Origin of the sequence: Ruminococcus gauvreauii (assembly GCF_025151995.1) — a bacterium.
Classification (GTDB): Bacteria; Bacillota; Clostridia; order Lachnospirales; family Lachnospiraceae; genus Ruminococcus_G; species Ruminococcus_G gauvreauii.
This window is the reverse complement of the sequence record NZ_CP102290.1, coordinates 1,173,733-1,199,551: the sequence shown is the minus strand read 5'-3', so window position 1 is coordinate 1,199,551 and position 25,819 is coordinate 1,173,733. Positions and strand designations below refer to the sequence as shown.

At 47.1% G+C, this 25,819-nt stretch carries 22 protein-coding genes; 21 read left to right on the top strand and 1 reads right to left on the bottom strand.

The window, feature by feature from the left end; genetic code table 11:
* Window positions 1-151: 151 nt before the first annotated feature.
* The gene (locus NQ502_RS05815) at window positions 152-493 is read right to left on the bottom strand and encodes a sporulation initiation factor Spo0A C-terminal domain-containing protein (RefSeq protein ID WP_028529695.1); all 342 of its coding nucleotides are present in this window, start codon (window positions 491-493) and stop codon (window positions 152-154) included.
* Window positions 494-780: 287 nt separating this feature from the next.
* On the opposite strand from NQ502_RS05815, the gene NQ502_RS05810 reads away from it, so the two are divergent.
* From NQ502_RS05810 to NQ502_RS05710, 21 genes are all read left to right on the top strand, one after another.
* Window positions 781-1,839, top strand: a complete 1,059-nt coding sequence (locus NQ502_RS05810; protein WP_044983503.1) for a LacI family DNA-binding transcriptional regulator — start codon at window positions 781-783, stop codon at window positions 1,837-1,839.
* A 322-nt stretch (window positions 1,840-2,161) separates the two neighbouring features.
* Entirely contained in the window at window positions 2,162-3,175 is a 1,014-nt protein-coding gene (locus NQ502_RS05805) for a Gfo/Idh/MocA family protein (RefSeq protein WP_028529696.1), read from the top strand.
* 211 nt (window positions 3,176-3,386) lie between these two features.
* The gene (gene rho, locus NQ502_RS05800) at window positions 3,387-4,733 is read left to right on the top strand and encodes a transcription termination factor Rho (RefSeq protein WP_028529697.1); all 1,347 of its coding nucleotides are present in this window, start codon (window positions 3,387-3,389) and stop codon (window positions 4,731-4,733) included.
* A gap of 111 nt (window positions 4,734-4,844) precedes the next feature.
* Window positions 4,845-5,054 carry a 50S ribosomal protein L31 gene (gene rpmE / locus NQ502_RS05795; protein ID WP_028529698.1) on the top strand — a complete coding sequence of 70 codons (210 nt, stop codon included), beginning with the start codon at window positions 4,845-4,847 and terminating at the stop codon, window positions 5,052-5,054.
* 124 nt (window positions 5,055-5,178) lie between these two features.
* Window positions 5,179-6,144 (top strand): DUF1385 domain-containing protein, encoded by a 966-nt coding sequence (locus NQ502_RS05790; protein WP_028529699.1) that lies wholly within the window; start codon window positions 5,179-5,181, stop codon window positions 6,142-6,144.
* On the top strand, window positions 6,141-6,989 hold the full coding sequence (gene prmC, locus NQ502_RS05785) for a peptide chain release factor N(5)-glutamine methyltransferase (RefSeq protein ID WP_028529700.1): 849 nt from the start codon (window positions 6,141-6,143) through the stop codon (window positions 6,987-6,989). Before NQ502_RS05790 ends, prmC begins: the two co-directional genes overlap by 4 nt.
* A gap of 15 nt (window positions 6,990-7,004) precedes the next feature.
* Complete coding sequence (gene prfA, locus NQ502_RS05780; RefSeq protein WP_028529701.1) at window positions 7,005-8,078, top strand: peptide chain release factor 1; 1,074 nt, start codon at window positions 7,005-7,007, stop codon at window positions 8,076-8,078.
* Between the two features lie 43 nt (window positions 8,079-8,121).
* Window positions 8,122-9,048 carry a sugar phosphate nucleotidyltransferase gene (locus tag NQ502_RS05775; RefSeq protein ID WP_028529702.1) on the top strand — a complete coding sequence of 309 codons (927 nt, stop codon included), beginning with the start codon at window positions 8,122-8,124 and terminating at the stop codon, window positions 9,046-9,048.
* A gap of 18 nt (window positions 9,049-9,066) precedes the next feature.
* Entirely contained in the window at window positions 9,067-10,413 is a 1,347-nt protein-coding gene (glmM, locus tag NQ502_RS05770) for a phosphoglucosamine mutase (protein WP_028529703.1), read from the top strand.
* 14 nt (window positions 10,414-10,427) lie between these two features.
* Window positions 10,428-11,465, top strand: coding sequence for a tetratricopeptide repeat protein (locus tag NQ502_RS05765; RefSeq protein ID WP_028529704.1), 1,038 nt, complete (start codon window positions 10,428-10,430; stop codon window positions 11,463-11,465).
* A 71-nt stretch (window positions 11,466-11,536) separates the two neighbouring features.
* Window positions 11,537-12,778 (top strand): GTPase HflX, encoded by a 1,242-nt coding sequence (gene hflX, locus NQ502_RS05760; protein WP_028529705.1) that lies wholly within the window; start codon window positions 11,537-11,539, stop codon window positions 12,776-12,778.
* Between the two features lie 161 nt (window positions 12,779-12,939).
* A complete protein-coding gene (locus NQ502_RS05755) occupies window positions 12,940-15,303 on the top strand; it encodes a ribonucleoside triphosphate reductase (RefSeq protein WP_028529706.1) in 2,364 nt (787 codons plus the stop codon).
* Between the two features lie 161 nt (window positions 15,304-15,464).
* Window positions 15,465-16,406 carry an AraC family transcriptional regulator gene (locus tag NQ502_RS05750; protein ID WP_028529707.1) on the top strand — a complete coding sequence of 314 codons (942 nt, stop codon included), beginning with the start codon at window positions 15,465-15,467 and terminating at the stop codon, window positions 16,404-16,406.
* Between the two features lie 125 nt (window positions 16,407-16,531).
* A complete protein-coding gene (locus tag NQ502_RS05745; protein WP_028529708.1) occupies window positions 16,532-17,749 on the top strand; it encodes a uroporphyrinogen decarboxylase family protein in 1,218 nt (405 codons plus the stop codon).
* Window positions 17,750-17,945: 196 nt separating this feature from the next.
* Entirely contained in the window at window positions 17,946-19,280 is a 1,335-nt protein-coding gene (locus NQ502_RS05740; RefSeq protein WP_044983504.1) for a sulfatase-like hydrolase/transferase, read from the top strand.
* A 242-nt stretch (window positions 19,281-19,522) separates the two neighbouring features.
* A complete protein-coding gene (locus NQ502_RS05735; RefSeq protein WP_028529709.1) occupies window positions 19,523-21,046 on the top strand; it encodes a sulfatase in 1,524 nt (507 codons plus the stop codon).
* 68 nt (window positions 21,047-21,114) lie between these two features.
* The gene (locus NQ502_RS05730; RefSeq protein WP_028529710.1) at window positions 21,115-22,125 is read left to right on the top strand and encodes a LacI family DNA-binding transcriptional regulator; all 1,011 of its coding nucleotides are present in this window, start codon (window positions 21,115-21,117) and stop codon (window positions 22,123-22,125) included.
* Window positions 22,126-22,202: 77 nt separating this feature from the next.
* Window positions 22,203-23,348, top strand: coding sequence for an ABC transporter substrate-binding protein (locus NQ502_RS05725; protein ID WP_028529711.1), 1,146 nt, complete (start codon window positions 22,203-22,205; stop codon window positions 23,346-23,348).
* A 123-nt stretch (window positions 23,349-23,471) separates the two neighbouring features.
* Window positions 23,472-24,275: an ABC transporter permease gene (locus tag NQ502_RS05720; protein WP_028529712.1), complete on the top strand. Its 804-nt coding sequence runs from the start codon at window positions 23,472-23,474 to the stop codon at window positions 24,273-24,275.
* Window positions 24,275-25,060, top strand: a complete 786-nt coding sequence (locus NQ502_RS05715) for an ABC transporter permease (protein WP_044983505.1) — start codon at window positions 24,275-24,277, stop codon at window positions 25,058-25,060. The genes NQ502_RS05720 and NQ502_RS05715 overlap by 1 nt, the downstream gene beginning before the upstream one ends.
* Window positions 25,033-25,818: an ABC transporter ATP-binding protein gene (locus tag NQ502_RS05710; RefSeq protein ID WP_407691150.1), complete on the top strand. Its 786-nt coding sequence runs from the start codon at window positions 25,033-25,035 to the stop codon at window positions 25,816-25,818. The genes NQ502_RS05715 and NQ502_RS05710 overlap by 28 nt, the downstream gene beginning before the upstream one ends.
* Window position 25,819 lies beyond the last annotated feature (1 nt).

The following is a 25,819-nucleotide window of genomic DNA, read 5'->3' as shown; positions in this document are numbered from 1 at the left end:
TACGTTCGAATAAATAAATTATAGGACGTACAATGTATTTTGTCAACAGGAAATAAGGGAGTGTTTTCGGCAATCAAAAACTGTCCGCGGATTACGGACAGTTTAGCATTCGACAAGATTCGACAAACGGAAGAAAAAAATTAACCAGCAGTTAATATGCCGGAAAATCGGTAAGATATGTACAGAGATAAAGGATCAGTTCTTTGGGCGACGGCGGTTCAATCAATTTTCGTTTTATAATCTGTTCTAATCTCTTATGATCTCCATACTCCCAACAATCAATAGTTGCTCTCGAGATGCTCCGTGCTATGGATTTTATTGAAAGACCAATCTCTTGCGAGATCAGCGGATATACCTGCCGTTCCAGATTAAGTCCTGTATGAAAAGGAAGCTGACAACTATAGTATACAGCTAAGGCCAGGTTATAATAGCTTTTATGGCATGGATGTCCGGATATGGACTGAATCAGTGTGATGACATCTTTTAAAGTCATGATATATCCTCCTTATAAATGTATCTTAAGAATAATTTTACACTGACTAGACTAAAAAAGGATAAGAATAGACAATAGTAGACGAAAAAAATGTTTTGCCGAAATGCACTCATGATAGAAAATGGAGGTTAACGTTGTTTGACAGAGAATTTAGAATCATGTAGAATAAGCCGTAATAAAGACTTAACGAGTGGCTGAAGCAAAACTTGAAAAGTAAGGTTGAGAGTGAAATAAAAATTCACCCATCCCTGAATTGAGCCGCGGCAGGTGCGGCATGGGAGGTAGAAATGGCGGTTACATCAAAACAGATTGCAGAGCTTGCCGGGGTCTCGCGGGGCACTGTTGACCGCGCCCTGCATAACCGGGGGCGTGTAAAACCGGAGGTTGCGGAACGCATCAGAAGAATTGCAGATGAGCTGGGATACCAGCCTCATCCTGCAGGGCAGGCTCTTGTACTTGCGCGCAGAGAGTTTAAGTTCGGTGTCTATGTGCAGTCGGTTGCGACTCCTACGATGCAGATGGTGCTTGCGGGGGCAGAAAAAGCAGCAGCTGAATTAAAAGCATTTGGCGTGACAACCCTGATCAAAACTTATCCGACGATTGACAAAGCGGCGGAGATGTTGGCAGTCGATGAGTTTCTGGAGGCTGGATGCCAGGCGATAGCACTCACACCGGTTACTGAACCGGATGTGGTGGATCGGATTAACGGGCTGTCGGAATCCGGAATACCCGTGGTGGTTTTCAATGGAGACCTTCCCGACAGCAGAAGGCTTTGCTATGTTGGGATGGATAACTATGTCGGCGGTCAGATCGCAGGCGTTATGATGGGATATATGTTTTCGGATGGGGGTAAGGTGCTGCCCATTACGGCACACTTAACCAATTATGCGCATTATATCCGCGCAAAAGGTTTTATGGAAGTTCTGCAGGGGGATTTTCCGAAGGTTGAGCTGCTTCCGCTGCAGGCATGCTTTGACAATGATACCTTTGCGTATGAAATCACGAAGACGGCGCTCAGCGAACATCCGGATATCGCCGGAGTGTTTTCGGCATCAAACGGGACCCAGGGTGTGTGCAGGGCGATTGAAGAGGCGGGACGGACGGGACAGATCCGTGTGTTTACGTTTGATGACAATCCGAAGAATGTTGAAGATCTGAAAGCGGGGAGGATCAGTCTGCTTTTTGGTCAGGGAGCGGAATATCAGGGGTATCGTCCTCTGTATATTCTCTATGATTATGTGGCGAAAGGATTAAGCCCAACTGAGTCAAGTGAGTACATCGAGCCAAGTGTTGTGACGAAATACAATTTAAGGGAAGCGGGACGGGCGCCTGTTATTATGAGGTAAAACAACAGGCGGAATCGTGGCGGACCTGTAAGACACATACCCGTTTATAAAAGCGTGCATAGTGAACGCAATTAAATGCAACCGTATCAGTGCTGATACGGTATTTTTTTAGAAATGCGTGCAAAAAATGTGAGAAATCATAGTTATTGGCAATATATCATAAAAATCATGGGCGATTATTGTAATATCATACAAAAACAGGAAATTTTGGTAAAAACGCTTGCGTTCTCGTGCACACCGGAATATAATATACCTAACAAATGGATGGACACGAATACGGGATGTATGAGTGCAGAGTAAAGAAGCGATGGAGGATTTGAGAATGGATTTGAGAGTGGGTATTATCGGGTGCGGAATGATTGGTAAGGAACATGCAAAACGTCTGCAGTACAAGATTCAGGGAGTCACAGTTACTGCGGTGTGCGATGTTTTTGAAGAAGGTGCAAAAGCAGCATCAGAGCTGGTCGGAGGAGTCAGAGTATATACGGATGCTGCCGAACTGATTAATGATCCGGAAGTTGATGCGGTTGTAGTAACAACTCCTGGAAATTATCACAAAGATTCTATTCTCAAGGCTATCACTGCGGGAAAACCCGTGTTCACCGAGAAGCCTCTGACTACGACTGCCGCGGAATGCAAAGAGATCGTAGATGCGGAAATTGCCTCCGGAAAACATCTGGTTCAGGTTGGTTTTATGCGCCGCTACGACCGCGGATATAATCAGGTGAAAGAACTGATTGAGACCGGCGAGTTTGGTGCACCGCTGGTTTTGAAGTGTACGCACCGTGCGGAGTCTGTTGCGGATGACTATACGACGGAGATGGCGGTTACAGACACGGCAATCCATGAGATTGATGTGCTGCCCTGGCTGATCGGCGGCGATGAGTGGGATGAAGTTCAGTGCATTATGCCGAAAATAACAAAAAATGCTCATGAAGGACTGAAAGATCCACAGGTTATGATCATGAAAACAAAAGGCGGTGTTGTCTGTATGCTGGAAGTCAATGTAAACTGTGGGTTCGGATATGATATCAACTGCGAAGTTGTCTGCGAAGACGGTGTCATCAATCTGCCGTGCCCGTCCTTCCCGACCACACGCAGGAATTTCGAAGTGGCTACAGCCATTGAAAAGAACTGGATTCTCCGCTTTATTGACTCTTATGATGTGGAACTGCAGGATTGGGTTGACAACGTAAAGGCGGGGACAACAGGCGGTTCCTCTGCATGGGACGGCTACACGGCTGCGATTACAGCGGATGCGCTTGTCGCCTCTCAGAAAACTGGAAAAACAGAAAAAGTCATTACCGGCGGGATGCCTGAATTCTATAAAAAATAATAGTATGATGTTGGGGTCAAAAGGTCTTTTGACCCTGGCAGCATAGTATTGAATGAGAAAGGTGCATCTGCGAATGAAATAACAGTTCGCAGATGCACCTTTTATTCGGGTTTCAGAAAAGGAAAATTTTTCGGTGTTGTATGAAAGGTTATGATTTGGTATACTGGAAGTAACTGGAACCTGATTTTGGAATACGAGGTAAATGGATTTGATGAGAGAAAAATATGAAACATTACAGGTAGGAGTATTGCGTGATGCTGCTAAAAGACGTGGTTTAAAGGGAATATCCACGATGAAAAAGAGCGAGCTGATTGAGCTTATGGTGCAGGAAGACGAAAAAGAGAAACTCGAAGCTGCACCGGAGAGTGATTCAGAAAAACGGATTGAGAAAGAGACAGAAGAAAAGGGCAGGGTAGATTACAATCAGCTTGACAGCGGTGAATCAGCGAACGGTATCCTGGAAGTGATGAGCGATGGATATGGGTTCATCCGATGTGAAAACTATCTCCCGGGCGAACATGATGTTTATGTCTCTCCGTCTCAAATACGCCGTTTTAATCTCAAAACCGGTGATATCCTGCAGGGTAATACCCGGGTAAAATCCCAGAATGAAAAATTCAGCGCACTGCTGTATGTGACCAGGATAAACGGCCTGTCACCGAATGATAGTGTGAAACGCTGTAACTTTGAGGATATGACGCCCGTTTTCCCGAATGAACGCCTGCGGCTGGAACGCCAGGGCGGAAGTCTGGCGATGAGGATCGTAGATCTGGTAAGCCCCATTGGAAAAGGACAGCGAGGTATGATCGTTTCACCGCCGAAGGCGGGGAAAACAACGCTTCTCAAAGATGCTGCCAAGTCGATTCTCAATAACAGTCCGGACATGCATCTGATTATTCTTCTGATTGATGAACGGCCGGAAGAAGTGACGGATATCAAAGAGGCAATCAAAGGGCCGAATGTAGAAGTAATCTATTCGACATTTGATGAACTTCCGGAACATCATAAACGCGTTTCGGAGATGGTTATTGAAAGGGCGAAGCGTCTGGTCGAACATAAAAAAGACGTGACGATCTTTATTGACAGCATCACACGGCTAGCAAGAGCGTATAATCTTACCGTACCGCCGAGCGGAAGGACGCTTTCCGGCGGCCTGGATCCCGCAGCGCTTCATATGCCGAAGCGTTTCTTCGGTGCAGCAAGAAATATGAGGGAGGGCGGAAGTCTGACCATACTGGCGACTGCTCTGGTGGATACCGGCAGCAAGATGGATGATGTCGTCTACGAAGAGTTTAAAGGTACGGGTAACATGGAACTTGTTCTTGACCGGAAATTACAGGAGAAACGAGTGTTCCCCGCGATTGATATCGGGAAATCCGGGACACGCCGCGATGACCTTCTTCTGACCCAGGAAGAGCAGGAGGCGACGTATATTATGCGGAAAGCGCTGAATGGTATGAAATCAGAGGATGCGGTGGAAAATATCCTGAATATGTTCTCGAGGACAAAGACAAATCAGGAATTCGTACAAATGGTGAAAAAACAAAAATTTCTTTAAAGAAACTTGCATTTGTAATAAGGACATGATATAATTCAAAAGCTGTTTAAATTGAGAAAATCGTGACATGATTTAAATAATGAAGAATAACAGATAGAAGAGGTGAAAAAAATGAGAGAAGGAATCCATCCAGAGTACCATCAGGCAACAGTGACCTGCAACTGCGGGAATACATTTACAACGGGGTCTACAAAAAAGGATATCCACGTAGAAATCTGCTCAAAATGCCATCCGTTCTACACGGGACAGCAGAAGGCGGCGGCAGCACGCGGACGTATTGATAAGTTTAATAAGAAATACGGAATGGGCGATAATAAATAAGAGACGTAAAAACGGGTTGAGATTGTCACAATCTCAACCTATTTTTCTAATGTGAATGATGCCAGGGTCAAAAGGTCTTTTGACCCCAACATCATGTGAATAGATTTAAGGGGACAATATTAATATGAAATCATCAAATATTGGCGGACAGGCAGTACTGGAAGGAATCATGATGCGCCATGAGGATGTGTATTCGGTGGCGGTACGTAAACCGGACGGTGAGATCGAAGTAAAGACGGAACCGTATAAAAGTATCATAAAGAGCCCGCTGCTGAAAAAGACGCCGATTGTCCGCGGAGTGTTTAACTTTATAGAGTCACTGGTGGTGGGAATGAAATGTCTGACCTATTCTGCGAGCTTTTTTGAAGACGAAGAAGAGGAAACAGTGACGCTTACAGAAGAAGAACAGCAAAAAGCGGATTTGAAAAGAGAGAAGCAGGACAAATTGCTGATGTATGGGACGGTTGCATTTTCCATCGTGCTGTCGGTGGCTATTTTTATCATGCTTCCTTATTTTATTGCGGGATTTTTGAGGAATATCACATCATCAGAACCTGTCATCGCGATCGCTGAGGCAGTCGTTCGGATCGGCATTTTTCTTGGATATATCCTGCTGATTTCCAGGATGAAGGATATTCAGAGGGTATTTATGTATCACGGTGCAGAACATAAGTGCATAAACTGTGTGGAACACGGAATGGATCTGACAGTAGAAAATGTCATGAACAGCTCCAGGGAACATAAGCGCTGCGGGACCAGTTTCCTGCTGTTTGTCATGATAGTCAGTATTATCTTCTTCCTGTTCATCAGAGTTTCCTCGCCGTGGCTCCGCGTGGTGGTGCGTCTGCTACTGGTTCCTGTCATCGCGGGTGTTTCCTATGAGATTATCCGTCTTGCAGGCCGCAGTGACAATAAGCTGGTAAATCTGCTCAGCAAACCGGGAATGGCACTGCAGAGACTGACAACCAGAGAGCCGGAAGCGGATATGGTTGAAGTTGCGATCGCCGCTGTAGAAGCGGTGTTTGACTGGAAGACATACCTGAATGAGAATTATTCAGAGGAAGTCTGCCGGGAAGGACAGCCCGAATGAGGACCCTTGGCGAGCTTCTCAGGGAAGGAAGACAGGAACTGGCGCAGTGCAGGATAGAAAATGGAGAAGCAGATGCATGGTATTTGCTGGAGTACGTATGCGGTATCGATAAGAACTATTATTTTATGCATACGGATGATATAATAGAGGAAGCAAAAGAAGAGCAGTACAGACTGCTGGTCGGGCAGAGAAGCCGGCATGTCCCGCTTCAGTACCTGACCTATACGGCTTATTTTATGGGTCTGTCTTTTTGTGTAAATGAACACGTGCTGATACCGAGACAGGATACGGAAATCCTGGTTGAGACCATACTTGAGAGGATTCCGGAAGGTGCGCGGGTCCTGGATCTCTGTACGGGGTCCGGCTGTATTGTGATCAGTCTGTTAAAATACGGCCGTGGCCTTCAGGGGACGGGGTCGGATATTTCAGGGAAAGCGCTGGAAACGGCTGGGAAAAATGCAGCCCAGAATGGCGTGAATCCCAGATTTATAAAGAGTGACCTGTTTGAGAACATAGAAGGCTGTTATGATGTGATTGTATCCAATCCGCCGTATATACGCACGGATGTCATACCGACATTGATGGATGAAGTACGCCTTCATGAACCGCTGCTTGCTCTGGACGGAAAAGATGACGGTCTGTATTTCTACAGACAGATCATCCGGAAGGCGGGACAGTATCTGGAGGAAAATGGGATGCTGGCGTTTGAGATCGGGTTTGACCAGGGGGAAGCGCTGACAGAGCTGCTTTGCGATGCGGGATACCGGGATGTACAGATCATCCGGGATCTTGGCGGACGGAACCGTGTGGCACTTGGGAAAAAGTGCAGCAAAAGAAGAGAATAACAGGAGGAGAGCATCATGTTTGATAAATTGGAAGATCTTCTGATTCGTTTTGAGGAAATTTTAAGCGAGTTAAATGAGCCGACGGTGGCTAACGATCAGACCAGATTCCAGAAGCTGATGAAAGAACAAAGTGACCTGCAGCCGATCGTGGATGCATATAAAGAATATAAGAACTGCAAGCAGACGATAGAGGACAGTCTTTCCATGTTAGAGGAAGAATCTGATGCAGAGATGCGGGAAATGCTGAAGGAAGAACTGTCCCATGCCAAAAAGAGGACGGAAGAGCTGGAACATACGCTGAAAGTTCTGCTGCTTCCGAAAGACCCGAATGACAGCAAGAATGTAATCGTTGAGATCCGCGGAGGTGCAGGCGGAGATGAAGCGGCACTGTTTGCTGCGGAAGTATACCGTATGTACGTGAAATATGCAGAGTCACACCGCTGGAAAACGGAATTGATCAGTCTGAATGAAAATGGAAACGGCGGTTTTAAGGAAGTTACATTTATGATCAATGGAAACGGGGCTTATTCACGCCTGAAATACGAAAGCGGTGTACATCGGGTACAGCGTGTACCGGAGACGGAGTCCAGCGGCCGTATTCACACATCGACGATCACGGTTGCCATCATGCCGGAGGCAGAGGAGATTGATTTTCAGCTTGATATGAACGACTGCAAGTTTGATGTGTTCCGGGCATCCGGAAACGGAGGTCAGTGCGTTAATACAACGGACTCTGCCGTGCGCCTGACACATATCCCGAGCGGTATCGTGATCTCATGTCAGGACGAGAAATCACAGCTCAAAAATAAAGAAAAGGCACTCAAAGTGCTGAGGGCCCGTCTGTATGAGATGGAACTTGAAAAACAGCATGATGCCGAGGCGGAGGCCAGAAGAAGCCAGGTCGGTACGGGAGACCGTTCCGAAAAAATCCGTACCTACAATTTCCCGCAGGGGAGGGTGACGGACCACCGGATTAAACTCACATTGCATAAACTGGATAACATCATGAACGGAGACCTGGAAGAAATCATTGATAGTCTGATCGCCGCAGATCAGGCTGCAAAACTCAGCAAACTGCAGGACGATTAAAGATCAGTCTGCTGGGGAAAAGAAAAAGCACAGGAGAGAAGTTATGGAGAAGAAAACAGCACTGGTAATCATGGCGGCGGGCATTGGAAGCCGGTTCGGAAAAGGTATTAAGCAGCTGGAGCCGGTAGGCCCAAACGGGGAAATTATTATGGATTATTCCATTCACGATGCCCTGGAGGCCGGATTTAATAAAGTTGTGTTTATTATTCGGAAAGACCTGGAGATAGACTTTAAACAGATCATAGGGAACCGGATCGAAAAGCTGACGGAGGTCGTATATGCGTTTCAGGAGCTTGATGACCTCCCGGCGGGTTTTGAAAAACCAAAAGACCGTACAAAGCCATGGGGGACCGGCCAGGCGGTACTGAGCTGCAAAGGAGTGATCGACGAGCCGTTTGTCGTTATCAATGCGGATGACTACTATGGCAAAGAACCATTCGTTAAACTTCATGATTATCTTGTGAATGAGATGCCGGCTGCGGACGGCCACTATGATATCTGTATGGCGGGATTCATGCTTGGAAATACACTCAGCGACAACGGCGGCGTGACCAGGGGAATCTGCCGCATGGATGGAGAAAATAATCTGGTTGGCATTGCGGAGACCAGAAATATCGTGAAAACCGCGGAAGGCGCCGGTGTCCAGACGGAAGACGGAATAGTCCCGGTTGCACTGGATTCTAAAGTATCCATGAATATGTGGGGACTGCAGCCTGAATTTCTGGATGAACTGGAGAGCGGATTTGTGAAATTCCTCTCTGGATTGTCAACTGAAGATTCAAAACAGGAATATCTTCTGCCGACGATCATTGACGGGCTGCTGCAGGAGAACCGTGCGGATGTACATGTGATCAATACCGGCGCCCAGTGGTTTGGCGTAACGTACCAGGAAGATAAGGATTCCGTTGTGGAGGCGTTTAAGAAGCTGATCGCCAAAGGAGTCTATCGGGAAAAGTTGTTTGATTGTTAGAGTATAAGGAGAGGCAGTATGGGAAAATATTTCGGAACTGACGGATTCAGAGGGGAAGCCAACATTGATCTGACGGTAGAACACGCTTATAAAGTCGGCCGTTTTCTGGGATGGTACTTCGGGCAGGAGCATAAGGCGCAGATCGTGATCGGCAAGGACACAAGGCGCAGCAGCTACATGTTTGAATATTCGCTTGTGGCGGGACTTACCGCCTCGGGAGCCGATGTGTATCTGCTCCACGTCACGACAACGCCGAGTGTATCGTATGTTGTGAGAACCGAAAATTTTGACTGCGGTATTATGATTTCTGCAAGCCATAATCCTTTCTATGATAATGGAATTAAGATTATCAACGGTATGGGGCAGAAGATGGAAGCGGATGTGGAAGCGAAAATCGAAGCATATATCGACGACGGGACGCCGAAGATCCCATTTGCCATTAAAGAAAATATCGGACGGACAGTGGACTTTTCTGCGGGCAGGAACCGTTATATCGGTTATCTGATCTCACTGCCGACCCGTTCCTTTAAAAATATCAGGGTTGGTCTTGACTGTTCCAACGGAAGCGCTTCTTCCATCGCAAAGAGCGTTTTTGACGCGCTGGGGGCGAAGACGTATGTCATCCATAATGAGCCCGACGGGACCAATATCAACCAGAACTGCGGATCGACGCACATCGAAGTCCTGCAGAATTTTGTGAGGGAAAAACATCTTGATGTGGGCTTCGCCTATGACGGGGATGCGGACCGCTGCATCGCTGTGGATGAGGCCGGGAAAGTGATTGACGGAGATCTGATTCTGTATGTCTGCGGGAAATACCTGAAGGAGCAGGGGCGCCTGGATAACAATACGATTGTGACGACTGTCATGTCCAATCTGGGCCTGTATAAAGCCTGTGACCGTGAGGGCATTCACTATGAAAAGACCGCAGTGGGCGATAAATATGTCTGTGAGAATATGATGACATACGGACACAGCCTGGGCGGAGAACAGTCGGGGCATATCATCTTCAGCAAACATGCGACGACGGGAGACGGCATCCTGACTTCACTGATGGTCATGGAAGTGATGCTGGAGAAGAAGCAGCCGCTTTCTGTGCTTGCATCAGAGGTGGTTATCTATCCGCAGCTGCTGAAAAATGTGCGCGTTGCAAATAAACAGGAAGCCCGTGAGAATTCCAGAGTGCAGGAAGTCGTGAGATCTGTCGGCGAGCAGCTGGGAGAAGACGGACGTATTCTGGTACGTGAGAGCGGTACGGAGCCTGTGATTCGCGTGATGGTTGAGGCGGAAAATGATGCGATCTGTCAGGAATGTGCAGACAGAGTAATCCGGGTGATGACGGAAGAAGAGTTGATTGTGGGTTAAGAGGAACTGTTCAGATGAGAAAAATGTATTTGGTGTTTGCAGCCTGCCTGGTAATCCTTACAGCAGGCTGCGGCAGTTCTGAAAATGATGAATATTATGAAGACGGAATTGCCTGTATGGAAAAGAGTGAATATGAGGAGGCCGTTACCCTGATGAACCAGGCGATTGAGCAGGAGGAACGGCTTCCGGAAGCCTACCGGGCGCTTGGCATCAGTCAGTATGAACTGGGGGACAATGCGGCTGCCATTGCCGCATTTTCACGGAGCCTGAACTCACTGGAGAATACTAATGTAGAGTTTGAAAAGGATGTCATGTATTATCTTGCGCTGGCGAGAAAGGATTACGGGGAATATGAGAAGGCCGCCGAAGTGTATACGGAGGTTTTAAAGCTGGAGAAGGATCCGGAAACATATTTTCTGAGAGGCAGCGTATATCTGGAACTGGACGATCAGGAACGGGCAAAAAATGATTTTGACAGCGCCGTGAAAGACAGCCGGGACTATGGCATGTATCTGAAGATTTATCAGGCATATGCGGATAAATCCGATACCGTTACGGGAGAATCGTATCTCCAGAGAGCGCTGGAGTTAAAGCCCAAAGAGGCATCGGATTACTATAACAGGGGCAGGATCTATTATGAGCTGAAGGACTATGAAAGTGCCAGGGGAGAGCTGACCGAGGCAATCAATGAAGGTGATGCGGACGCCGTCCTCCTGCTTGGAAAAGTCTATCTTGCGGTCGATGACGCGGCCAGTGCCCGCGGTCTCTATCAGGATTATCTGAAGGAGGAGAAAAATCAGTCCAGGGCGTATAACGGGCTGGCGATGTGTGATATATTTGAAAAGAATTACGATAATGCGCTGAACAACATAAAAAAAGGCCTGGAGTGTGAGGACGCCGCGGAGACGCAGAGTTTGTTGTTCAATGAGATCGTCGTATATGAATATATGCTGGATTTTGAGACGGCAAAATCAAAAATGGCAGAATACCTGGAAAAATATCCGGATGATATGACTGCCGTGAGGGAAAATGAGTTTCTGAAAAGCAGATAACTTTGCATCGGGGAGTGCAGGTAAGGGGAGAAGTAACCAAAAGAGTTGCATTAAACAAACAGGGGTGGGCTATGCAATTATATGAATCAAAAAACATTGAAGAGCGGGTCATTTTGATTGGGATTCAGACCGATGCCGGCGACGATACGCAAAAATCATTGAGGGAACTCGAGGAACTCGTGGAGACTGCCGGAGCTGTTACGGTGGGTGAGGTCATCCAGAAGAGAGAGAGCATTCATCCGGCAAGTTATGTTGGTCCGGGTAAACTGGAGGAGCTCAGAGAACTGCTGTACACACTGGATGCCACGGGAATCGTCTGTGATGACGAATTATCTCCGGCGCAGTACGGAACTCTGGAAAGTGAACTGCAATGTAAGGTTATGGACCGAACGCTTGTAATCCTCGATATTTTTGCCGGGCGCGCTGTCACCAAAGAGGGAAAACTGCAGGTTGAACTTGCGCAATTAAAGTACCGTGCTGCCAGGCTGGTGGGGCTGCGCAATTCGATGTCCCGTCTTGGCGGCGGAATTGGTACGCGCGGACCCGGTGAGAAGAAGCTGGAGATGGACCGCCGTATGATCCGCAACAGAATCACGCAGCTGAAACAGGATCTGGAAGAAATGAAACGCCACAGAGAGCTGCTGCGGGGGCAGCGGATGAAGAGTAATCAGAAAGTGGCGGCGATCGTAGGCTATACGAACGCAGGAAAATCAACCCTTTTAAACACTCTGACAGGAGCATCGGTACTGGAGGAGAATAAGCTGTTTGCAACGCTGGATCCGACGACCCGCGTGCTTGACCTGCCTGGTAAACAGCAGATTTTACTGACGGATACCGTTGGGTTTATACGGAAACTGCCGCATCATCTTGTAGATGCATTTAAGAGTACGCTGGAAGAAGCAAAATTTGCTGACATTATTATACATGTGGTGGATGCGTCAAATCCGCAGATGGATGAACAGATGCATATTGTGTATGATACGCTCCGGCAGCTGGGAATAGAAGGCAAAAAGATAATCACGCTCTTCAATAAGCAGGACCAGGTGGACTGTCCTGAAAATCTGAAAGACCTTCAGGCGGACTGTATCATCAGGACGTCCGCCAAGACCGGGACAGGCATGGAGGAACTGAAGGAAGAGCTGGTTCGTATGCTTCAGGCGGAACAGATTTATATCGAACGTTTTTACGGATATGACAGAGCGAATGTCATCAGCATGATCCGAAAGGTCGGACAGGTTGTGGAGGAGGAATACTATCCGGAAGGCATCTCGATCAAGGCGTATGTGCCGGTGGAAATATATGGAAAAGTATAGTGGAAAAAGTCTGTAAATTTACGGGAGCCCCTAGAAATGGGGGCTCCCGGTCGTTTGGCATACAATATATGGTATTTTGTGTATTGACGCGTTCGGTATCCTTTGATATGATAGTTCCATAGCGCAGTCGGGGACTTAGGATTGCAGAGGAGGCAGATGTAATGTTTAAAGTAGAAAAAAGAGACGGAGCCATAGCCGATTTTGAGCTTGCGAAGATCACGGAGGCGGTCCGCAAGGCATTTGAAGCGAATCAAAAGCAGTACAGTCAGGATATGCTGGAGATGGTGAGTCTGCGTGTCACCTCTGATTTTCAGAAAAAAATCAAGGATGATAGTGTTAATGTAGAAGATATTCAGGACAGTGTGGAAAATGTTTTGATTCAGTGCGGATATTCAGATGTGGCAAAAGCGTATATCCTGTACCGGAAACAGCGGGAGAAAGTCCGCAATATGAAATCCACGATCCTGGATTACAAAGAGATCGTAAACAGCTATGTCAAGGTGGAGGACTGGCGTGTAAAAGAAAATTCCACAGTAACGTATTCGGTAGGGGGCCTGATCTTAAGCAACAGCGGTGCGGTGACCGCCAACTACTGGCTGTCCGAGATCTATGATCCGGAGATTGCAGATGCGCACCGTAATGCAGATATTCATATTCATGATCTGTCCATGCTGACCGGGTATTGTGCCGGGTGGTCACTGAAGCAGCTGATCATGGAAGGACTTGGAGGAATCAAAGGAAAGATTACGTCTTCACCTGCAAAACACCTGAGTGTACTCTGCAATCAGATGGTCAATTTCTTGGGGATCATGCAGAATGAGTGGGCAGGAGCACAGGCATTTTCGTCTTTTGATACATACCTTGCACCGTTTGCCAAGGTGGATAACCTTTCCTACCCGGAAGTAAAGAAATGTATTGAATCCTTTATCTACGGGGTCAATACCCCCAGCCGCTGGGGGACTCAGGCGCCGTTTTCCAATATTACACTGGACTGGACGGTACCGCAGGATCTTGCAGAACTTCCTGCGATTGTCGGCGGCAAAGAGATGGATTTCCGTTATAAAGACTGTAAGCCGGAGATGGATATGATCAACCGTGCATTTATCGAGACCATGATTGAGGGAGATGCCAACGGAAGAGGATTCCAGTATCCGATTCCGACATATTCCATCACATCCGACTTTGACTGGTCGGATACGACGAACAACCGCCTGCTGTTTGAGATGACAGCGAAATACGGTACGCCGTATTTTTCCAATTATATCAACAGCGATATGGAACCGAGCGACGTGCGGAGCATGTGCTGCAGGCTGCGTCTGGACCTGAGAGAGCTTCGCAAGAAAACGGGAGGGTTTTTCGGTTCCGGTGAAAGTACCGGTTCTGTGGGTGTTGTGACGATCAATATGCCGCGCATCGCATATCTGTCGAAGAACGAAAAAGAGTTCTATCAGAGGCTGGATCACATGATGGATGTGAGTGCAAGGTCACTTCATGTAAAACGCGAAGTCATTACAAAGTTACTGAATGAAGGTCTCTATCCGTATACAAAACGGTATCTGGGGACTTTTGACAATCATTTTTCAACGATCGGGCTGATCGGTATGAATGAAGTTGGGCTGAATGCGAACTGGCTCGGCGGGGATATGACGGACGTGCGTACGCAGGAATTCACGAAAGAAGTTCTGAACCATATGCGCAACAAACTCTCAGACTATCAGGAGGAATACGGAGACCTCTATAATCTGGAAGCAACACCGGCGGAATCGACGACGTATCGTCTGGCAAAACACGACCGGGCAAAATGGCCGGATATCAGGACTGCGGGAAGTAAGGGAGATACCCCGTACTATACCAACAGCTCACATCTGCCGGTTGAGTTTACATCAGATATCTTTGATGCACTGGATATTCAGGATGAACTTCAGAGCCTGTATACATCCGGTACTGTGTTCCACGCGTTCCTGGGCGAAAAACTGCCGGACTGGCAGTCTGCGGCATCACTGGTCCGGAAGGTTGCAGAGAATTATACACTGCCTTACTATACATTATCTCCCACGTATTCTGTATGCAAGGATCACGGATATATCGCGGGCGAGCACTTTACCTGCCCGACATGCGGGCATCCGGCGGAAGTATACAGCAGGATCACGGGATACTATCGGCCTGTTCAGAACTGGAACGACGGCAAGAGTCAGGAGTATAAAAACCGAACGGTATACGACATCGGGAATTCTGCGATAAAGAAGTCTAAGAAGACAGCGGCAGCTGTTATAGATGAGACAATAGCCGTGGAAAATGGTGAAGGATTCAAATATCTGTTCACGACAAGTACCTGTCCGAACTGTAAGGCGGCGAAGGAGATGCTGGAGGGAGAGGCATATGAAATCATCGATGCCGAAGCGAATCCGGATCTTGCAGCGAAATATGGGATCATGCAGGCGCCGACACTTGTGGTGGTGGATGGCGACAATATGAAAAAATATGTAAATGCTTCAAATATTCAGAAGTATCTGGAGACGCACTGAAGAGCGCGTAAACGCGGGGCAATCGGCTTTGATAGTTGGTGATGTCTTCTCTGGCAGACATGTCCGTTTAGCAATTTAGTAAGAGATGGTTCGGAAGGCGGAAGGCCTGGAACCATCTCTTTTGTATTTATGCGCATTGAACGATGAAAGAGGTATATGACATGCAAAACATACGCAAACTTTATGTTGATTTTCCTAAGATGGATGACACGGCTATATCGGTTATACCGTGCCTTGTGGATCGTCCGGTGGGAGCTCACTGCCACACGTATTATGAATTCGTAATTATAACAAGAGGGTCCTGTATTTTTGACTATCAGGGCGTGCGTTCTCTGCTGATGCCCGGGGATGTTTTCTTAATCGAACCCCATCAGACACACAGTTATGAGGTGCAGGCAACGGCTACTATCGTTAACTGTCACTTTTTTCCGGAACCGCTTGGTGCTGAGTGCAGCCGGACGCTCAGCAGTGCAACAATCAATACGCCTTATGCCAATGAGGACGTAAAAAAGCAGTGGGATGAACTGCTTCGTTATGTGACTTTGTCAGATCCGGTTATAGAAGAGGAAAGCAGGCGGGTGGGAGTAAATGCACAGGGAGTGATACATTTGAACACGCAGGAGATAAAATACGTCGAACAGCTTCTGAATGGAATGATGGAGGAACAGGATAAAAAAGAAGAAGGGATCGAGTATGTAAAATCAGCATATCTTCAGTTGATTCTGGTTTTTTTTAAACGAGTAAAATCAAGACAGCATGAACAGATGCAGAATTATACGAGCCAGAAGAAAAAATTGATCTACCGTGCGATGGCATATATTGAAGAACATCTGACTGAGAAGCTGAACGTTGCGCAGATTGCAGAAAGTGTCTATCTTAGTCCCAACTATTTCAGAACGACGTTCAAGGATGTGACGGGGCTGTCACCAATGGAATATATGAATCGTATGCGTATTGTTAAGTCTTTGGAATATCTCGAAATGGAACAACTGAGCGTGGCGGAAGCTGCTGAAAAAGTCGGAATATATGATGCCAATTATTTCTCAAGAATGTTTAAGAAAGTAATGGGTTATTCGCCGCGGTATTTTAAGAAAATCAACTGATGTTATCAGTGATTTATGCTAGTATGGCTGTAGCGCGTGCTATCAGTATCAAATATGTACATGCTATACTGTTAAAAAGTAAAAATGATGATTCAGATCGTCAGACATAACAGGAGGCATGGGCAATGACGAATAAAGAGCGTGAATTTCGTACCTTAAGTTTCTCTAATGAAGGGCTTGACAGAGGAGCGAAGCAGGAAACATTTGAGCCGTGGGATTTGACGGTTGCAGATTGGGAAAAAGAAGGACTGAGGACAGATTTTAACAAAAAACTTAAAGTGCCGATTGTCCCTACGGAGGTCGGCTATATAAAGAAGGACGAACCTGTGAAGTGGGTTGATCATTATTATATGACAATGCTTGCAGACCCGATTTTTGATCTGGAGAAAACACTGGGATATGATCCAGTGTTACGCATGGCATTTAGAATTCCGTTTTTGAGTTACGATGAAGAGATTTTGGAGGAAACTGAGGAGTATACGGTAAAAAGAGATATCGACGGATGGATCAGAAAATACTATAAGGGACGTGATCTTTTTACAGCAGTTCAGCCAATTGTATCTGATGAGGAGTCCTGGGAGCGCCACAAGGCTCATACACTGGAGGCATACAAAAAAAATTGTACGGATGAGGCGATGCATGCAGCATATGATAAATATCATGCGGTCAGTGAGAGTGGGGAATACCCGATTCGTTTCCGGCTGATGGGATTCTTCTGGAGTATCCGTGATCTGATGGACAATGAACCGATGCTGTATGCATGGTATGATTATCCGGAAATGATACAGGATATCCATAGATTCCAGTTGGATCTTTATAAAGAACAGATGGATAAGATATTAAACATTGTGAAACCGGAAGTATTGTTCTTTGAGGAGGACTTGAGCGGAAAGAATGGTCCGATGATTTCGCCGGAAACGTTTGATGAATTCTTAAGACCGTGTTATGAAGAAATCATACCATTTCTCAAAGATCGAGGAGTACAAAACGTGTTCGTGGACACGGACGGAGACTTCACGAGACTGATTCCAAACTTTACCTCTTCCGGTGTAGATGGATTCCTCCCCGTGGATGTTAACGCGGGCGTTGATATCGTGGATGTAAGAAGACGTTTTCCGGATGTTAAGTTTATTGGCGGCTTCAATAAACTGGAAATTTTAAAAGGACCGGAAGCGATCGACCGCGAGTTTAAGCGGCTGGAGCCGGTGATTCGTCAGGGCGGATACCTGTGCGGCATTGACCATCAGGCTGCTCCGGGCACACCATATGCATATTATCAGTATTACATAAAGCGGCTGGGTGAAGTCATGGCTGAATGTCGTGGGGAACATATTATAAAATAAGCCTGCAATACACTCTCTTCATATATAAAAACCTTTAAACACAGGCAATGTAGAATGCGAACACATTTTACATTGCCTGTGTTTTGATTTTCTGCAGTTTCTTATGTTTTAACTGGGATAAGGATAATGAAAAACATGAATCCATTATGTAAGATCTAATCATATAACACATATTAACATGATACGGGAGGTACATATGGGAACAAAAAGGCCAAATATTTTATTTTTCTTTACAGACCAGCAGCGCTGGGACACCTGCGGCTGCTTCAATCCAAATCTGAACCTGACACCGAATCTGGATGAACTGGCGAGGGATGGCGCCTGCTTTGAAAAGGCGTATACGTGCCAGCCTGTCTGCGGACCGGCGCGGGCTTGTCTTCAGTCCGGAATGTATGCCACGGAGACTGGAAATTTTCACAATCTGCGCAGGCTGGATCCTGAGTCCTGTACACCGCTTGCCGAATACTTAAACAGGGCGGGATACAAAACGGGTTATGTCGGAAAGCTGCATCTGGCGCAGACCACAGACGGACCGGTGCCGCCCGAGCTTCATTACGGGTATAAAGATTACTGGCGGGCAATGGATGTCGTGGAATGGGGATCGCTGCCGTATGAGGGCGGGCTGTATGACGAGGAGGGAAGGCTGGTTCCTTATAAGAACCAGTACCGTGTGGATTTTACGACAGATCTGCTGCTGGAATTTCTGGGACAGCAAAGAGACTCTGAACAACCTTTTTTTACCATGATGTCCCTGATTGAGCCGCACCATCAGAACTGTATGTACCGGTACGTTGCACCGGACGGATATGCTGAGCAGTATCAGGATGCCTGGGTACCCGGGGACCTCGCGGTACGAAGGGGACAGGGAGACTGGGAGAAGAACCTGCCGGATTATTACGGCATGATCAGGAGGATTGATGAAAATCTTGGACGCGTGGTGGAGGCGCTAAAGAAAAACGGACAGTATGAGAACACCTATATTATATTCAGCAGCGATCACGGGAGCCATTTTCGGACGAGAAACGGGGAATACAAACGCGCATGCCATGACGCGTGCACACATATTCCGCTGGTGATTCATGGACCGGATATAAAAAGGGGTTACCGGGAAGGTAAAAGGCTTGCAAGTCTGATCGATATACCGGCTACGATCCTGGATATGGCAGGTGTGGATAAACCGCGGCATTATCGAGGAAGGTCACTTCTTCCGCTGATGAAAGGTGAAGATGTCAGGTGGAGAGCGGAGGTGTTTATTCAGATTTCAGAATCTCAGGTGGGGCGTGCGGTCTGTGATGGCAGGTACAAGTACTCCGTATCTGCTCCGGGAGCCGATGGGTTTGCTGTGCCTGGGGCAGACATATACCGGGAAGAGTTTCTGTATGATCTGGAGGATGATCCGGATGAAAATGTTAATCTGGTTGCAGACATCAGTTATAAGGGGGTGAGAAGTAGATTGCGCAGAGCTATGCTGGGATATATCGAAGAAGTGGAACATTACACTCCGGAGATTCTTCCGGCGGAATGCAGATAGATGACCATTAACAGTGCAGGAAAAGAATAATCCTTTTTCGGCACTGTTTTTTGATGGTTATGATACATTTTACGATGGAAAAAGGCAGATTATTGTTGGTTTTGCTGTAAATAAAGCGAACAATCTGTGTTTTCTTATGTTATATCTGGATTCTGAATAGTGAAAACCGCAAAATATTCACGTAATATATAACTATGTTGTAAAGCAAAACGGCAAGAAGGAGGAGGTGTAAGAAAAGCCGGATGAAGACAATATTTATTTTATGTGACACAGTAAACCGCAGGATGCTGGACATCTATAACGGCAATCCGACAGAGACAGCTCAGATGCCAAATCTGAACCGACTCGCACAAAGGGGAGTGGTTTTTGACAACCACTGGTGCGGGAGTGCACCCTGCATGCCGGCGCGCAAGGATATTATGACGGGTCGGCTGAATTTTCTTGAGAAGCCATGGGGGGCGATCGAACCTTATGAGCAGACGCTTCAGACTGTATTGGCGGGAAAAAACGTACATACGATGATGTTCAGTGACCATTCGCATTATGTGATTCCGGGAGGTGAAAATTATACAAAGGGATTTACTGCATGGGAGGTATTCCGGGGACAGGAAGGGGATCCGTGGTGTGTAGCTCCTGACAGAGACGGAATACGAAAAGAGGTAAGACCGGAAGGGTTCAAGGGAGAATATTCGGTATCGGAGGAGGCAAACCGCCGGAGATTAAAGGCGGAAGGAGATTATCCGAGTGTAAAGACATTGAGCAGTGCTGCAGGATGGCTAAGGCAAAATCATGAGGCTGATAATTTTATGCTCTGGGTAGAAGCGTTTGATCCGCATGAGCCATATGATGTTCCGCAGAAATACCTGGATCTCTACGAGAAGGATTACACGGGCTTTGATGCCAATCACCCCGATTATCAGCCGAATATTTTTACGCCGGAGGAGACACAGCACCTGATAAACCGGTGTAAGGCATTGATGACGATGACGGATATTCATATCGGCGAAATCCTGGATGTGTTGGATGCGTATGACATGTGGAAGGATACGATGGTCATATTTACGACGGACCATGGATTTCACCTCGGAGAACACGGGTATATGGCGAAGAATTATATGGCACCGTACAACGAGGTCTTTCATATACCGCTGATCATCTGTAAACCGGGATGCGGGGCCGCAAGGAGTCAGGCTCTGACGCAGAATATCGATGTGATGCCCACGATGCTGGAGTACTTCGGCGCAGATCAAAGACTTCATTACCCGCTTCACGGGAAAAGCCTGATGCCTGTCCTGGACAGGGACGCCCGACAGATCAGAAGCGGGGTCATCTTTGGATATTTTGGAAAACAGGTTGGTTATACGGACGGGACCTACGTGTACATCAGGGCGGCAAAAGATGAAAGAAACCGGCCGCTCAATGTCTATACGGCTGTGCCGAGTATCCTGAGACAGTACTTTGGAGCAGACGACGCGGTCAATAAAAAAGACTACGACAAAATTGAGATGGGAAGATTTTTATCCTGGACGAACTATCCGGTATATAAAATACCCGCTGATATTATTAACTTCAAAAATCCGTCGCAGGAATTCTCATGCCGGTCCGAATATAACAGGGACAATCTTCTGTTCAATATAGAAGAAGATTACCGTCAGGAACGTCCCGTTTCAGACGAACAACTGGAGCAAAAATATGTGGAGCGGTTAAGTCAATGTATGCGGGAGCACGATGCGCCGGAAGAACAGTTTGAGCGGCTGGGCATTTAGTGCAGCACCTGAATACGTATTCGATACAGATATACGATAAAATTATTTCTAAGAAAGTGAGACATAACATGACATCCAGAGAGCTGGCTGCTTTGGCGGGGGTGTCGCAGTCGACAGTCTCCCGGGTTTTGAACAACTGCGACCATGTCTCTGACAGAAAGAGGCAGAAAGTGATGGAACTTGCCCGTATTTATAACTTTGAATTGGATGGCAATGCCAGGAGTTTGAAAACGCAGAAACTGAACAGAGTCGGAGTTTTTCTTTCTGACTATTTTGTTGGATTCGATCGGAATCTGTTCTGGTCCAATATCTATTCAAAGCTGCATACAGAACTGCGGGAGAAAGGACTCACCGCACTTCCGGTGTATGCCTGTGACGCGCCGATGCAAGAGACACTTAACAGGCTGATCAGACAAAGGCAGATGGATCATATTATTTTAGTTGCGACGGATAAGTTTTACGGCGAAGATAACCTTCAGATTCTTTTCGAAAAAGAAATCCCGTTTGTATGCATCTATGACAGGGCAAAAGATAACCGTTATTACCGGAGACAGGATGTCAATATCATAGCGCTGGATTTTAAAAGTGCAGGGAGGATTGCGGCTTCATTTTTATATCAGCGGGGACACCGCCGGCTTGCGCTGCATATCAATTCGAATGACCAGTCAAATAACAGCAGATGCTGTGGATTTCGCGGGGCGCTGCCTGGAGACTGTACGATTCAGGAGATCAAAACGAGGAGTGGGATAAGTCCGATTACATTTGAAGGAGGTTATGCAGCGGCGGCAGACCATCTTGACATTTTCAGGGAATGCACGGCAGTTCTGGCTGCAAATGATGCAGCCGCAATCGGTATGATATCAGCGCTTCAGGAGTGCGGTCTGAAAGTTCCCGGGGATATCAGTGTTATCGGGATCAATGATATTCCGATGTGCAGGTGGTGGAGGCCGCATCTGACGACGGTTGCGTTCGACGTCCAGGAGATTATAACACATACGATAGATCTGCTGACCAGGGGAAGAGAGGCAAGGCAGATGATAATAAGTCCAAAACTTGTGGTGAGAGAATCGGTAAAGTGAGCGCAGGTTATGCGTCAGATTTATAAAGCGGCGATGGCTTTGTAAATAAAACAATATCTTGAATAGGAGGATAACAAATGAAAGGTATGAAGAAAGTAATCAGTTTATTGTTGGTGTTGGCTATGACAACGGCATTATGTGCATGCGGAGGAAAAAAAGAAGAAGCAAACGAAGGTGCCGGGGATACCGGGGCGAATGAGGCGGCAGAGACAAAATCAGATGAAAAAAAAGACGGAGAATTGACGCCGAGCGGGGATACCGTTAACATTGCCGCGCTGATCAACACAGATGGTCTGGCAGTATGGTATGCCGACAAAATGGGGTATTTTGAAGAATTAGGATTAAAGACAAATATTACATATTTTGTAAACGGAACACTGGAAAATGAAGCGCTGTCCGCTGGGGAAGCGGAAATTGGATTTAACGGGTTCGCAGGCGTGTATGCGTTGGCTACAGGAGATTATACCATGGTTGCGGACTGTGACGACGGAAAAGGACTTGCTGTTTATGTGGATCCCAAATGTCCAGTTGTGGATGTGCAGGGCGAGTACAGCAAAGAGAATCCGGATGTATACGGCAATGCCGAGACGGCGGCCGGATTGAGCTTCGGCGTGACGCTGGGCACTGTTCAGCAGATCATGGTGGATTCTTATTATGCAAACCTGGGACAGAAAGATTATAATCTTGTGAGCATGGATGCGGCATCCTGCTATAATGCACTGATCAGCGGTGAAGTTGACGGAGCGGCGTTGACGATGAATTACTGTGCGGCAGCTGAAGCGGCAGGTATGGTATGTCTGGGAACGTATGAGGGAATCACCGGTGTCGGAACGGGATCAACCGTAATTGTGCCGAATGACTATCTGGAGAGCAACCGTGACGACATTGTGCTGACACTGAAAGCTGTATTCAAAGCGCTGGATGAGATCCAGAATGATGAACAGCTGGAATTCGACCAGGGTATGGAATTCTTTAAAGAGATGGGTACGGAATACACAGAAGACGAGATGTGGACGGAGATCAATGTCCGTGACCTGTACTCATATGAAAAGCTGAAGGAGCTTAAATACGGAAATCATGTTGTGTTCTCGGCGATCGAGCTGACGAAGCTGGGCCTGCTGGATGAGGGAAGTGCAGAAGCAGTGGCAAAGAGCATCAATAAGGATCTGCTGGAAGAGGCGACTGGTGTTTCCATTACCGTTGAAATGCCGGAAGGGTATTAAATTTTGTTAAATACGGTAAGGTGAGTGAAGCAGCCCCCTGTGCCCAAAACAGATATGAAAAAGCAGCCGGGCACAGGGGGCTGCTGCCACGACAAACAACAGGTTAAGACGGGAGGGTTTACGATGCCTGCTGAGAAAGTTAAAAAGAGAAAAAAGAAACAGTCTTATATCTGGCTGTCGGTCTTGTCACTTGTGTTGTTTTTCTTCATCTGGTGGCTGTTTACGGAGGGGAGTCTCGGGACCATTAAGGAAAATGTACTGCCCGGGCCAGTCAAAGTACTGCGTACGCTGATTGACAAATTTTCCAACAGAAATCCAGACGGAGCCACAATGCAGATGCATCTGTGGGCGAGTCTTAAAATTACGCTGATTGGCTATATTATCGGCTGTCTGGTGGGAGTTCCGCTTGGAATATTTATGGGCTGGTATGAAAAAGCGGATATGTTTATCAATCCGATTTTTGATTTTATCAGACCGATTCCGGGGATCGCATGGACACCGCTGTTTATTCTGCTGTTCGGTATCGGCATGCTTCCGAAAGTGATCGTTATCGCACTGGCGACCTTCGGACCTGCCCTGGTGAATACCTATACCGGGATTAAGCAGACGAAAGAAGTCCATATCTGGGTCGGACAGACCTTCGGAGCCTCCAAGTTTGAGATTCTCCGTAAAATCGCCATTCCATCATCGATTCCGTTTGTTCTGACCGGAATGCGTGTCGGACTTGGCGTGGCATGGTCGACGATCATTGGGGCGGAAATGCTGGCCGCTACGGCCGGGCTGGGATATCTGATCAATCTGTGCCGCGGTATCTACAGGCCGGATATCATTATCGCGGCTATGATCTGTGTGGGACTGATCGGCGCAGTGCTCGGATATCTGCTGACACTTCTGGAACGGCAGCTGATGAAAGGGGGAAGATGGTAATGACTCTGAGAAAAGCAAAATTCTGGCAGAAACTGGCCGCGGGTGTGATATCCTTTGCGGTTCTGATTCTGATCTGGCAGCTTGCAGCCATGAATCCCACATTCAGCCAGGTGATGCCCGGACCGTTCGGGGTTCTTCGAAAGTTCTTCGAATCATTTGTGGAACCAATCGGAAAAAATGTGATGGTTTACCATGTGCTGATCACGTTGTCGAGATGGGCGGTAGGGTTTATCTCGGCGACTGTACTGGGAATTGCACTGGGTCTCGCGATGGGCTGGTATCCGAGATTTGAATCCTTTATGCGGCCTCTTTTCGAATTGGTCCGCCCGATACCGACGCTTGCGTGGATACCGCTTGTGATCCTGTGGTGCGGAATCGGTGAATTTGCAAAATATACCCTGGTATTCATAGGAGCTTTTATGAGTATTGTTCAGAATGCCTATCACGGTGCCAAATCTGTAGACCATTCCATCGTAGATGCGGCGCAGATGTTAGGCTGCAATGACCGTCAGTTATTTTTTACCATCGTCATACCGGCTTCTGTACCGGCGATATCTGCAGGACTTCAGATCGGCGTGGCTTCGGCATGGTCGTCTGTTGTAGCTGCAGAGCTGGTTCGCTCATCGAGCGGTATCGGATGGATTGTAGTAACAGGGCAGCAAAATAATAATATGACGCAGATCCTGGTAGGAATCCTGGTCATTGCGGTGATCGGATTGATACTGGCACTTTTGATAAGGAAGGTTGAGGATGTACTATGCAGATGGAACAAACGCGGAAGATAGATGAAAACTTTATCACGCTGGAACATGTGGATAAAGAGTTTGAAAAAGTCAAAGAGGGAGGTGCATTTCAAGTCGTCCGGGATCTCAGTATCAATGTCAGAGAAAATGAATTTCTGGTACTGTTCGGTCCCGGACAATGCGGAAAAACCACAATTTTGAATATGATCGCAGGTTTCCAGGAACCTACCGCAGGCATGCTCAGGATGAAAGGGAAAGAAATCCACGGCCCGGACCCTTCAAGGGGCATGGTGTTTCAGAACCTTGCGATCTTTCCCTGGCTGACAGTCATGGGGAATGTGGAGTACGGTCTGCGGATGAAAGGAGTCGATAAAAAGACACGCCGCGCGCGCGCGCAGTATTATATTGACCTGGTAGGACTCAAAGGATTTGAGAATCATTATCCCATTCAGATATCCGGGGGGATGAAGCAGCGCGTCGGCATTGCCAGGGCGTACTGCAATGAACCTGATGTAATTTTAATGGATGAACCATTCGGCGCCCTGGACGCACAGACGCGTTACCTGATGCAGGATGAGATCATCAGAATATGGGAAGCGGAGAAACGGACGGTTATCTTCGTCACAAACAATATTGAGGAAGCGGTCTATGTGGCAGACAGGATCATCGTAATCCGTAACTGTCCGACCAGTGTAAAGGCAGAGTATGAGATCAATCTGCCCAGGCCGAGAAGTTATATTGATCCTGAATTTCTGGAACTGCGCCGCGAGATCAACAGTGTTGTGGATCATACGCTTTAAT

What these genes read in the sequence shown, in the direction of transcription:
- NQ502_RS05740 (WP_044983504.1), top strand. Translation starts at nt 17,946, where the DNA reads ATGGGAACAAAAAGGCCAAATATTTTATTTTTCTTTACAGACCAGCAG.
- NQ502_RS05765 (WP_028529704.1), top strand. Translation starts at nt 10,428, where the DNA reads ATGAGAAAAATGTATTTGGTGTTTGCAGCCTGCCTGGTAATCCTTACA.
- NQ502_RS05725 (WP_028529711.1), top strand. Translation starts at nt 22,203, where the DNA reads ATGAAAGGTATGAAGAAAGTAATCAGTTTATTGTTGGTGTTGGCTATG.
- rpmE (WP_028529698.1), top strand. Translation starts at nt 4,845, where the DNA reads ATGAGAGAAGGAATCCATCCAGAGTACCATCAGGCAACAGTGACCTGC.
- rho (WP_028529697.1), top strand. Translation starts at nt 3,387, where the DNA reads ATGAGAGAAAAATATGAAACATTACAGGTAGGAGTATTGCGTGATGCT.
- prmC (WP_028529700.1), top strand. Translation starts at nt 6,141, where the DNA reads ATGAGGACCCTTGGCGAGCTTCTCAGGGAAGGAAGACAGGAACTGGCG.
- glmM (WP_028529703.1), top strand. Translation starts at nt 9,067, where the DNA reads ATGGGAAAATATTTCGGAACTGACGGATTCAGAGGGGAAGCCAACATT.
- prfA (WP_028529701.1), top strand. Translation starts at nt 7,005, where the DNA reads ATGTTTGATAAATTGGAAGATCTTCTGATTCGTTTTGAGGAAATTTTA.
- NQ502_RS05755 (WP_028529706.1), top strand. Translation starts at nt 12,940, where the DNA reads ATGTTTAAAGTAGAAAAAAGAGACGGAGCCATAGCCGATTTTGAGCTT.
- NQ502_RS05745 (WP_028529708.1), top strand. Translation starts at nt 16,532, where the DNA reads ATGACGAATAAAGAGCGTGAATTTCGTACCTTAAGTTTCTCTAATGAA.
- NQ502_RS05815 (WP_028529695.1), bottom strand. Translation starts at nt 493, where the DNA reads ATGACTTTAAAAGATGTCATCACACTGATTCAGTCCATATCCGGACAT.
- NQ502_RS05735 (WP_028529709.1), top strand. Translation starts at nt 19,523, where the DNA reads ATGAAGACAATATTTATTTTATGTGACACAGTAAACCGCAGGATGCTG.
- NQ502_RS05810 (WP_044983503.1), top strand. Translation starts at nt 781, where the DNA reads ATGGCGGTTACATCAAAACAGATTGCAGAGCTTGCCGGGGTCTCGCGG.
- hflX (WP_028529705.1), top strand. Translation starts at nt 11,537, where the DNA reads ATGCAATTATATGAATCAAAAAACATTGAAGAGCGGGTCATTTTGATT.
- NQ502_RS05710 (WP_407691150.1), top strand. Translation starts at nt 25,033, where the DNA reads ATGCAGATGGAACAAACGCGGAAGATAGATGAAAACTTTATCACGCTG.
- NQ502_RS05790 (WP_028529699.1), top strand. Translation starts at nt 5,179, where the DNA reads ATGAAATCATCAAATATTGGCGGACAGGCAGTACTGGAAGGAATCATG.
- NQ502_RS05720 (WP_028529712.1), top strand. Translation starts at nt 23,472, where the DNA reads ATGCCTGCTGAGAAAGTTAAAAAGAGAAAAAAGAAACAGTCTTATATC.
- NQ502_RS05730 (WP_028529710.1), top strand. Translation starts at nt 21,115, where the DNA reads ATGACATCCAGAGAGCTGGCTGCTTTGGCGGGGGTGTCGCAGTCGACA.
- NQ502_RS05750 (WP_028529707.1), top strand. Translation starts at nt 15,465, where the DNA reads ATGCAAAACATACGCAAACTTTATGTTGATTTTCCTAAGATGGATGAC.
- NQ502_RS05805 (WP_028529696.1), top strand. Translation starts at nt 2,162, where the DNA reads ATGGATTTGAGAGTGGGTATTATCGGGTGCGGAATGATTGGTAAGGAA.
- NQ502_RS05715 (WP_044983505.1), top strand. Translation starts at nt 24,275, where the DNA reads ATGACTCTGAGAAAAGCAAAATTCTGGCAGAAACTGGCCGCGGGTGTG.
- NQ502_RS05775 (WP_028529702.1), top strand. Translation starts at nt 8,122, where the DNA reads ATGGAGAAGAAAACAGCACTGGTAATCATGGCGGCGGGCATTGGAAGC.